The sequence below is a fragment of the Filobacillus milosensis genome (genome assembly GCF_004402015.1).
In the GTDB taxonomy this organism is placed as follows: domain Bacteria; phylum Bacillota; class Bacilli; order Bacillales; family Alkalibacillaceae; genus Filobacillus; species Filobacillus milosensis.
This window is the reverse complement of the sequence record NZ_SOPW01000010.1, coordinates 119,423-130,078: the sequence shown is the minus strand read 5'-3', so window position 1 is coordinate 130,078 and position 10,656 is coordinate 119,423. Positions and strand designations below refer to the sequence as shown.

General features: G+C 37.0%; 11 protein-coding genes. 6 read left to right on the top strand and 5 right to left on the bottom strand.

Going from position 1 to position 10,656, the window contains the following annotated elements; translation table 11 throughout:
- Window positions 1-312 precede the first annotated feature (312 nt).
- From E3U55_RS10770 to phoU, 5 genes are all read left to right on the top strand, one after another.
- Entirely contained in the window at window positions 313-1,272 is a 960-nt protein-coding gene (locus tag E3U55_RS10770; protein ID WP_134340433.1) for a PstS family phosphate ABC transporter substrate-binding protein, read from the top strand.
- 150 nt (window positions 1,273-1,422) lie between these two features.
- A complete protein-coding gene (pstC, locus tag E3U55_RS10765; protein WP_134340432.1) occupies window positions 1,423-2,376 on the top strand; it encodes a phosphate ABC transporter permease subunit PstC in 954 nt (317 codons plus the stop codon).
- A complete protein-coding gene (pstA, locus tag E3U55_RS10760) occupies window positions 2,377-3,261 on the top strand; it encodes a phosphate ABC transporter permease PstA (protein WP_134340431.1) in 885 nt (294 codons plus the stop codon).
- A gap of 18 nt (window positions 3,262-3,279) precedes the next feature.
- A complete protein-coding gene (gene pstB / locus E3U55_RS10755; RefSeq protein ID WP_134340430.1) occupies window positions 3,280-4,077 on the top strand; it encodes a phosphate ABC transporter ATP-binding protein PstB in 798 nt (265 codons plus the stop codon).
- Window positions 4,078-4,104: 27 nt separating this feature from the next.
- On the top strand, window positions 4,105-4,761 hold the full coding sequence (gene phoU, locus E3U55_RS10750) for a phosphate signaling complex protein PhoU (RefSeq protein WP_228547539.1): 657 nt from the start codon (window positions 4,105-4,107) through the stop codon (window positions 4,759-4,761).
- A 525-nt stretch (window positions 4,762-5,286) separates the two neighbouring features.
- On the opposite strand, the gene E3U55_RS10745 is transcribed toward phoU, so the two are convergent.
- The 5 genes from E3U55_RS10745 to E3U55_RS10725 all read right to left on the bottom strand — a co-directional run bounded on the left by E3U55_RS10745 (window position 5,287) and on the right by E3U55_RS10725 (window position 10,106).
- A complete protein-coding gene (locus E3U55_RS10745; protein ID WP_194840887.1) occupies window positions 5,287-6,741 on the bottom strand; it encodes a UDP-N-acetylmuramoyl-L-alanyl-D-glutamate--2,6-diaminopimelate ligase in 1,455 nt (484 codons plus the stop codon).
- Between the two features lie 220 nt (window positions 6,742-6,961).
- Window positions 6,962-7,873: an ABC transporter substrate-binding protein gene (locus E3U55_RS10740; protein WP_134340428.1), complete on the bottom strand. Its 912-nt coding sequence runs from the start codon at window positions 7,871-7,873 to the stop codon at window positions 6,962-6,964.
- A gap of 18 nt (window positions 7,874-7,891) precedes the next feature.
- The gene (locus E3U55_RS10735; RefSeq protein ID WP_134340427.1) at window positions 7,892-8,566 is read right to left on the bottom strand and encodes an ABC transporter permease; all 675 of its coding nucleotides are present in this window, start codon (window positions 8,564-8,566) and stop codon (window positions 7,892-7,894) included.
- Window positions 8,567-8,568: 2 nt separating this feature from the next.
- Entirely contained in the window at window positions 8,569-9,528 is a 960-nt protein-coding gene (locus E3U55_RS10730) for an ABC transporter ATP-binding protein (RefSeq protein ID WP_134340426.1), read from the bottom strand.
- 182 nt (window positions 9,529-9,710) lie between these two features.
- On the bottom strand, window positions 9,711-10,106 hold the full coding sequence (locus E3U55_RS10725) for a hypothetical protein (protein ID WP_134340425.1): 396 nt from the start codon (window positions 10,104-10,106) through the stop codon (window positions 9,711-9,713).
- An 85-nt stretch (window positions 10,107-10,191) separates the two neighbouring features.
- On the opposite strand from E3U55_RS10725, the gene E3U55_RS10720 reads away from it, so the two are divergent.
- Window positions 10,192-10,656, top strand: a complete 465-nt coding sequence (locus E3U55_RS10720) for an ASCH domain-containing protein (protein ID WP_134340424.1) — start codon at window positions 10,192-10,194, stop codon at window positions 10,654-10,656.

Below are 10,656 nucleotides of genomic sequence, written 5' to 3'. Positions count from 1 at the left end.
CACTTCTTCAGGATAAAATCGATTTTTACCCATAAAGAAAAACACCTCCTAAATTGTCGAATACTTTTACATACGACATAGGGGGTGTTTTTTCCTGTCTCATATTATTGGGTCACTCTATTCCTTTCACCTTGGATTTATTTATATTAAGCCAAATTTTATTACTCTAAACCATCCATTTAGCCCGTCAAATCAGTAATTTACATTTTCTTAACTTAATTTTTACATAAGCTTTACAGACATTTGGGATATTAAGATTTATGATGAATTTGAAAGTTAAGCAAAAGATATTCCTAAGGGGGACATTTAAAAATGAAAAAGATGTCAAAGATTTTAGTTCTATCAATTTTCACTTTACTATTAATTGCTTTAGCAGCTTGTGGATCTGATGATGAATCCGCTGGTAATCAAAATGGCGACAATAAAGAACTAGAAGGCAGCGTTGTAGTTGACGGTTCCGGAACAGTTTACCCGCTAATGGCTAAAATGGCTGAAGAATACATGATTAACTCACAACCAAATGTTTCAGTAGAAGTTAGTCGTTCTGGAACAAGCGCAGGTTTTGAGACGTTTTTAATTGAAAATGGTACAGACTTCAACGATGCTTCCCGAACAATTAAAGAAGAAGAAAAAGCAAAAGCTGAAGAATTAGGAATGAATATTAAACAATTAAAATTAGCACTAGACGGTATTTCAATCGTCGTAAACCCTGAAAACGATTTTGCTACTGAATTAACTGAACAACAAGTAATCGATATCTTTTTAGGTAAATACACTAAATGGTCAGATATTAACTCAGATTGGCCAAGTGACAAGATTCAAACTTACGGACCAAATGAAAATCACGGAACTTATGAATTTTTCTATGAAAATATTTTAGATGAACAAGATATGGTTGGAGATGCAAACCTTCAACAAGAATACTCAACTCTTGTAAAGCTTGTTTCTGAAGATAAAAACGCAATTGGATTCTTTGGATTTGGTTACTATGACAACAACAAAGATAAAGTAAAAGCTGTAGGTATTGACTTTGGTAATGGACCAGTTAAACCATCACTTGAAACAATTTCAGAAGATGGTCCATATGCTAACTTCACTCGCCCAGTATTCACTTACTTGAACGTAGATCACGCTAAAGAAAAACCTCAGGTACTTGATTATGCAATTTGGGTTATGGAGAACGTCAACAACTACGCTGGAGAAGTTGGTTTCGCACCATTACCTAAAGAAGAAGCAGAAAAGTTAGCTAACGAACTTAAAGAATTGAAGTAAGAAAAATTAAATAGCAGCTAAAGTGGGAGCCTCACCGCTCTCATTTTAGTTTATTATTCATTTAATAATAACTTGCATGTCCTTATCTAAAGGCATTTGCAATCTAGCTTGGTAAAAACCAAGTTTTTCTCACTGGAAGGAGGAACCGCCATGGCAACGAACAGCAACCCAAATAAAAATGCTGTACCTGTCAGAGAAATGATCGAGAAAAAGAAATCATCAAAGAATATATCCAGTGTTTTTGAAAAGCTAGTACCCACGATTTTATTTCTTTTTGCCATTGTATCGATTCTGACAACAATAGGAATTATATATACTTTATTTAGCGAAACAATTGAATTTTTCAAAAGAGTACCTATAACAGAATTTTTCACAAGCACTGAGTTAAATCCATTAAGTCAAAATCCTGACTTTGGAATCTTGCCTTTAATTAACGGAACTATTCTTTCATCCCTAATAGCCATGTTAGTCGCAGGACCAATTGGCATTATGGCAGCTGTCTATTTAAGCGAATACGCATCAGACAAAGTAAGACGTACACTTAAACCTATGCTTGAAGTATTAGCTGGTGTTCCAACAATTGTTTATGGTTTCTTTGCATTTACATTTGTTACGCCACTACTTCGCTCAATTTGGCCAGCTGTTGATGCAACGAACATTTTAAGTCCAGGTATTGTCATGGGGATTATGATTATACCGATGATTGCTTCTTTATCAGAAGATGCAATGTCTTCTGTACCGAACTCAATGCGTGAAGGAGCGTTCGCATTAGGCGCAACACGATTAGAGTCCACCTTTAAAGTAGTTATTCCTGCAGCATTATCAGGAATCATTGCATCATTTATTCTTGGTATCTCACGCGCTATTGGTGAAACTATGATTGTAACAATCGCAAGTGGAAGCTCGAAAAACTTTACTTTTGATATCACTCAATCAATGCAGACAATGACCGCATATATCGTAGAAGTTGCCGGTGGTGAAGCACCAGCCGGATCGACCATTTACTTTAGCTTATATGCAGTAGCTATGACTTTATTTGTATTCACGTTATTAATGAACCTACTTGCACGCTATATTACACGCAAGTTTAGGGAGGAATACTAAATGAAATATATTGACATAAATCAAGTCCAACAACGTATGAATTCTCGGATAGTAAAAAACAACTTCCTTAAATATATATTCTTTTTCGCAACGATTTTAGGTTTGATTGTATTAGCAGCATTGTTAATTCAAGTTTTATATGATGGATTAGGTGTAATCGACTATCAGTTTTTAACAGGGAGACTTTCAACTGAAGCTAGTCGAGCAGGAATAATGGGGGCCATACTCGGAACCCTATGGCTCATGGCTGTTGTTATACCAGTAACAGTCATCATTGGAATTGGAACAGCTTTATATCTTGAACTCTATTTAAAACGTGGCAGAACTCAATCCATTATCCAAACGAACATCTCTAACTTAGCAGGAGTACCCTCCATTGTTTATGGAATCCTGGGCTTAACTATTTTCGTGCGTGCAATGGATTTCGGAAACGTTGTATTAGCAGGTGGATTAACACTATCCTTACTCATTTTGCCAATCGTTGTTGTTGCCGCACAGGAATCAATACGTGCCGTACCACAACATTTAAGCGAAGCTTCCTATGGTATGGGGGCTACTAAATGGCAAACGATTAGAAGAATTATATTACCCGCTGCATTACCAGGTATGATTACAGGATCTATATTAGCGATTTCGCGTGCCATTGGGGAGACAGCACCATTAACAGTTATCGGCATACCAGCTTTATTAATCCCCTTCCCTGAAGGCATTACAGATAAATTCACAGCATTACCAATGCAGATCTATTATTGGACATTAGATTCAACACTAGTTGATGAATACGCTAATTTAGCTGCAGCCACAATTATTGTGTTGTTACTAATTCTATTTATTCTAAATTCCATTGCGGTTATTGTCCGCAATAAATTCCAGCAACGGTACTAATTGGAGGAGTGAAACAGTATGAGTATAAAAGAGACAGATCAAAACAATACTCCAAATCCAAAAAATATAGTGTATGATACGCAAGATCTTAATTTATGGTATGGAGAAACACATGCTTTAAAAAACATTAACCTGTCTATTAATGAAAAAGAAATTACCGCTATTATTGGTCCATCAGGTTGTGGTAAATCAACCTACCTAAAAACATTAAATCGCATGGTTGAAATGGTTCCAAGTGTACGCACATCTGGTGACATTAAATATAACGGAAAAAGCATATTAGATCGATCGTTTAAAGTTGAAGATTTAAGAACACGCGTCGGAATGGTTTTCCAAAAACCTAATCCATTTCCAAAATCAGTTTACGAAAATGTCGCTTATGGGCCAAAAATTCACGGCATTCGAGACAAGAAAACACTAGATGAAATTGTTGAAAAAAGCTTAAAAGATGCATTTATTTGGGATGAAGTTAAGGATCGTTTAAAAGAAAACGCATATGGACTATCTGGTGGGCAACAGCAACGATTATGTATAGCCCGTACATTGGCAATTGAACCAGATGTCATTCTAATGGATGAACCAACATCGGCACTTGATCCAATTTCAACGCTAAAAGTGGAAGAACTTGTTCAGAATTTAAAAGAAAATTACAGCATTATAATTGTTACTCACAACATGCAACAGGCAGCAAGAATCTCAGATAAAACAGCTTTCTTTTTAAACGGTGAAGTGGTTGAGTTTGATGAGACGGAAACATTATTCTCTAACCCTTCGGATAAACGTACGGAAGATTATATCACTGGGCGCTTTGGATAAGCGCATATTCAGAGAGGAGCTTGTTCTGTGGTAAGAGAAAACTTTGAGGACAAATTGCAAGAGTTAAAAGATCAAGTTTTACAGATGAATGATATGGCAAAATCAGCTATAACGAGATCCCTTATTGCTCTGGATCAACAAGATGAACAACAGGCGCAAGCAGTAATAGATCATGATGAAGAAATCAATAAAATGGAAGATGAGATTAATGATCAAGCCATCTGGTTAATTGCTAGTGAACAACCAGTTGCAAAAGATCTACGTCGCTTAGTTATTACACTTAAAGCAACCAATGACATTGAACGTATTGGTGATCTTGCTGTCAACATCGCTAAATCTGTAAAACGAATCGGCAATGCCGAATTACCTCAAGAAAAACAAGATGTTTTAAATACTGCATCAATTGTTGAACAGATGCTTGATTTAGTTATTGACGCTTATTTAGAAGAAGATTTGGAAAAAGCTTTTGAAATCTCTCGTATTGATGATCAAGTTGACAATCAATATGGAGATTCAATTCAAAAAATGCTTAAGCATATGACTAAGCATCCAGATGAAATTAGTTCAATCACGCAGTTAGCATTTATTTCTAGATACCTAGAACGTGCAGCAGATCACGTCACTAATATCGCAGAGGGTATTATTTACCTTGTTAAAGGTAAACATGTAGACTTAAACAACTAATTACCTGCATTATTGATATAAATAATTAGGGTCACCCCCCTAAGGAACTAAGGTTTTGCACTATTCCCCAGTAGTGCGACCTTAGTTTTTTTATTTCAAGCAAAATTATATTAAAGTTGTCGTTCATTCTGCGAATCGCTACAGGCGGACGCTTTCCGCGGGCACGGCCTCAACTAAGAAACTTCAATGAATTTGCTTCATTGCACCTTTGCACCGAGGAAGCTGACTTCGAAGCATTTCTAGAAGACGCAGGTGCATCCTGCGTGATTTTCGGCTCGTGCTGTTCCCGCGAAGGCCTGGACGGTCAATTGTCGACGGTGGCCACAAAAGCTACTTGCTTTACTTCTTTGCGTTATTTTGCGCCGAGTAACCGCAGGCGCAGGACGTGGCCGCTTTTAGTCGACCAGGAGTCGCCGCCTTTCGCTTTTCGTTGAAAAACATCCAACTTCTTTTTACTTTATTCACATTACAAACTAACTACGTATTTATCAAAAAAAAAACGAACTAGCTTTTCGCTAATTCGTTTTAACTTAGTCGTGTGGCTGTTTGGACATGTTCCAACACTTTCTCAACAGTTTCTAAATCTGACTTTGTTCCCCATTTAAAATCATGTTTAAAGGATTCATGACCTTTTCCAGTAATAACTACCCAATCTCCATCTCCTGCTAATTCAATAGCCCGTTCAATCGCAAGAGTTCGGTCAGTTACGACTTCTCCTTTATTGTTACCAAACTGATTATGGAATTGATTCAGCGTTTGTTCCATATCATTCTCCGGAGTATCATTTAAATCATCAAACGTTAAAATATAATAATCGCTTACTTCAATTGATTGCTTCATCATTGATAACCTTTTCGACGGGTCACGCGCTCCACGGAAACCAAACACATGAATGATCCGACGAGCACCACACTCCCGAATGGTATTTAAACAATGATAAAATCCTTTTGGAGTATGAGCATAATCGACAACAACTTTTTTATTTCCAGGGAAATAGACAATTTCAAACCTTCCTCTTATATTTTCAACATGATTAAGAGCTTGAATCGACTCATTTCGATTCAAATTAAAGATTTCACTCGTCAATAAACCGAACGCTGCATTATAACGATTATGCAATCCTGGCATTTTAAGTTCTAGTAATTCATTTGATGTGGCACCTTTAACATGAAGGTTTTGATGATGTTCAAATATTTGAACATCATTTTCTTCTTTTATTCCCACCGTGTGAACATTAATTTTAGAGTCTCTTAATTGTTCAATAGCTTGTCGGCACCATTTATCATCAGAATTTAATAACGCATATCCGTTCTCTTTTAATAAATTAAATATTTGAAACTTGGATTCAAAATACTCCTGCATACTATTATGATAATCTAAGTGTTCTGAGTCTAAATTAGTAAAAATTGCCTCATCTAATTGAACCCCTGCTACTCGATGTTGTTTTAAAGCATGAGAGGAGATCTCAATAATCACCACATCATCTTGACTATCATGTAACAGTTTTTGTAAAGTAACTGCTCCTGGTGTCGTGTTTTTACTTGGTAAAGATTCACCATTAATAAAATACTCGATTGTGCCAATTAATCCGCAGTTATAACCATTTTGCTCAAAAACGGCCTTTAACATATAACTGGTGGTAGTTTTACCGTTAGTTCCAGTTACACCAATTACGATTTTCTGGTCTGATGGATGTCCATAAAAGTGGCTAGCCATTTGACCTAAAATACGTTTTGTATCATTGACTTGAATATATGGTGCACTAAGGTTTAGTTGCTGCTCACCAACAACTACACTAGCCCCATTCTCTAACGCCTCATTTATATAGTGATGTCCATCATGATTATAACCTTCAACAGCCACAAACATGTAGCCACGCTTTACATCACGTGAATCATCCGTAACTCCAGTAATATCTATATCTTCAAGGTCACGCTGGGTTGGTTCGTCAACGTGGTTTAGTAATTCGAATAATTTCACTTGGTGTTCCCCCAAACTTCTACAAACCTTGCTATAGTTTACCCTAATATATCAAATGAATAACACATTTTCTGTAGACCAAAAGTACACTTTTGCGTTATTCGACAAATAAACCATCTAATTATAATTATAAAGAAAAAGTCCAGGGAACGCACCCTAGACTTCTAACTTTTTCTATAAGAGTTTTAGTGATTATCATTATCTTATAAAATTAAATTAATTATTCGATTAACCCTTTTTCTTTTAAAAATTCTTCTGCAACATCTTCTGCCTTCATTCCATCGATATCCACTTTCGCATTCATTTCCTGCATTTCCTCTTCTGAAATTTTACCTGCTAAACCATTAATCGCTTCTTCTAGATCTGGATACTTTTCAAGCGTTTCCATTCTGACTAAAGGAACCGCATCGTATTTAGGGAAAAACCCTTTGTTATCTTTTGTTGTCCCTAAATTATAACGCTCAATACGTCCATCCGTTGTGAATGCCGGGATAAGATCAACTTCTTGATTATTTACCGCTTCATACATAACGTTCGCATCTAAGGGCTTTGTATCAGAGAACTCAAACGGATAAGTATCAATCATCGCTTCATAGCCATCCCCTTCACGTTCATAAAATGCATGAGGTGCACCAAATAGCATATCTTCATTTTTAGAAACTTCAACTAAATCTGAAAAAGTCTCCGCATCATAGCCACTATCCGGATGATAAGCAAGCGTGTAAGTGTTTTCGAAGCCAAGAGGCTTTAACCACGTCACGTTAAACTCTTCCTCATAACCTTTTCTTACTCGTTTTAACACACTATCAGAGGATTCGCCTTCTTTAGCTTGTTCGTTTAAAACCGCTTCTAAGCCTGTGCCTGTGTACTCCACATAAACATCAATGTCTCCATCATCAATAGCTGGGGTTAAAACAGCCACTTCACCTAATCCCGTTTCATACTGTACAGAAAAATCAGTGTTCGCCTCTAAGTATTGACCGATTATATGTGGAAGAATGAATTGCTCAGTCCATGGCTTCCCTCCGATGACGATTTCCTTATCACCATCTCCAGAACTACCTATGCCACATGCACTTAATAAGCTAATTAATAATAAAGTTGCTATAAAACCAATTAATTTTTTTCTCATCATAATTACCTCCATTAATTACTTAATCTGAATACCTTTAGGTGTCGTCTTTTTCTCGAAGTATTTTAAAACAAAGTCAAACATAATTGCTAAAATCGCAACGGGAATAGCGCCCGCTAAAATCAAATGTTGATTGTAAGCCTGTAGGCCACGGTAAATCACATCACCTAGACCACCAGCACCCACAAACGTTGCTAAAGTTGCAACACCGACTGTTAATACTGTTGCAGTTCTAATCCCAGCCATAATAAAAGGTAAGGCTAGTGGAAATTCAACACGCAGTAATCGTTGCTTGGATGTCATACCCATCGCACTTGCTGCTTCAATCATGGCTGGATTCACACGCGAAATCCCTGTATAAGTATTTCTCACAATTGGGAGTAAGGCATAAATCGTTAATGCGATTAAAGCCGTATTCGTGCCGATTCCGATTAACGGAACCAAAAAACCGAACAATGCAAGACTTGGAATAGTCTGCATGACTGCAGTTACACCAATCATCGGTTCAGCCATGCGTTTGGCACGGGCAATCCAAATACCTAATGGCAAAGAAATTAAACACGCAATAAAAATAGCAATAAACGATAACCATAAATGTTCAATAAATGCAGTCTGTATCAACTCTCTACGGTCGATGACTGTTGCTATGAATTCCTGCCCCCATTTATAAAATCCATTAACAAAACTAGGCATGCTTACTCACTCCTCTCTGTTGCTAGAGCTTTCAACAATGTATTCTTTGTTAAATACCCTATGCTACGATCATTTTCAATAACCTCAACTGAATCATAACCTTGATCGACAAAAAGAGTCGTTAATTCATCCATGCCAGTGTCAGCATTAACTTCTTTAACTTGTCCATGACTCTCCATCACAAACCAATCTTCAAAGTATTTCGCAGTCTTATGAGATTGTCTCATAAACCGTGTCATACGCTCTTCACCGATAAACGATTTAACAAAATCCGTCTCAGGATTCTGTAAAATCTCATCAGGTCTACCAATTTGCTCAACTTCCCCTTGCCTTAAAATCACGATTCGGTCCGCGATTTTTAAAGCTTCATCCATATCGTGTGTAACAAATACAATCGTCTTCTTCAGTTGCTTATGTAAACTTTTCAATTGATCTTGTAATTGCTCACGACTAATCGGGTCTAGCGCACTAAACGGTTCATCCATCAAAATTATATCTGGGTCACCCACTAAAGCTCTAGCCACTCCGACTCTCTGTTGTTGTCCACCACTTAATTCTAATGGATAGCGATTGCGGAAGACTTCAGGCTCTAAGTTCACCATTTCGAGCATTTCATCGACACGGTCATTAATTTTTTGTTTAGACCAATTCAGTAACCTCGGCACCACAGAAATATTTTCTGCAATGGTCATGTGGGGAAAAAGACCAATTTGCTGAATGACGTACCCGATAGAGCGACGGAGTTCAACAATATCTTGATTCAGTATAGAGGATCCGCTTATTTCTATATCACCATTGGTCGGAGCAATCAACCTGTTAATATGTTTAAGTAAGGTTGTCTTACCACACCCACTCGGACCAATAATACAAGTCAGTTCTCCTTCGTTAAAATGGACGTCAATATGTTTTAGTGCTTCTGTTCCATCATTAAAAGACTTACTCAATTGCTTAATCTCAATCAACGTATTCACTCCCTAAATTGTCCATTCCCTATTTTCATATAAAACATGCTAAAATATTGAAAAAATTTTAGCTATAAAAAAGAGACGCCACTTTAATGTTGTGATCATCTCTTAGCATGCTAAAGGTTATATATTATTATAACTTACTTGCGTTAAACTTTCTTATTAATGCACTCTATCGTTTAAACGTTCTTTTCATTAAAATTGCTTAAAGTTAATAGGAAAAATAACACGAAACTCACTAACAAGGTCGTGCCACCGACAATGAAATAAACGGTCACAAACCCACTTGGAAGTTCAAATGGTCTTACGAAGTAAACCCACATACCTGTGGTCAAACCAAATGTACCAATGATGCCAGTCCATACATGAGCTGTAGCTAATTTAGACTTCACACGATAAAACACTTTATAAAACACAGCCCAAGCAAATAACGTCAACCAGCCCACAACCAGTATATGAGCATGAATCGATTTAAACTGATATTCCATTGAACCTGCCATATGCGATCCAATAAATGCTCCAACCACTGCAAATAAAGCTGAAAACCTTAATAAGGTCGTACTGTAATTTTCCATCTCCTATTCCCCTTTCGTACACGTGGTATAATAATTATGATAGTTACTCACTATTATGTCATATTTGTAAGAAGGTGTAAGCAAAATGAATGAACAATCCGTGAAGACCATGTGGCAAAATTTTTTACAAACATTAGTGCCAAAAGAAGCCGCAAAAGCCAACTATGAAGCTTGGCCATTTGGTGATGGTCCTGAGTTAGCTGATGAGCTGGCGACTCTTGTTAAAGCAGGAGAAAAAACGGCTACGTGTTCGTTATATCAATTTTATATCGATGACAGTGAAAACATTCCCAAAGTCGGTGAATACAACATTATTACAGATTGGTACGGACAAGCCATTCTCATCACTCAAACAAAGAAAGTCGACATTGTTCCTTTTAATGAAGTTAGTGCAGAGTTTGCGTTTAAGGAGGGAGAAGGCGATAAAAGTTACGAGTACTGGCGTAGAGAGCATATTAAGTTCTTTAACCGTGAACTTGCAGAAAGCAACCGTTCCTTCGATGAAAATATGCTCGTCGTCTGCGAAGAATTTGAAGTCGTCTTTGAATAA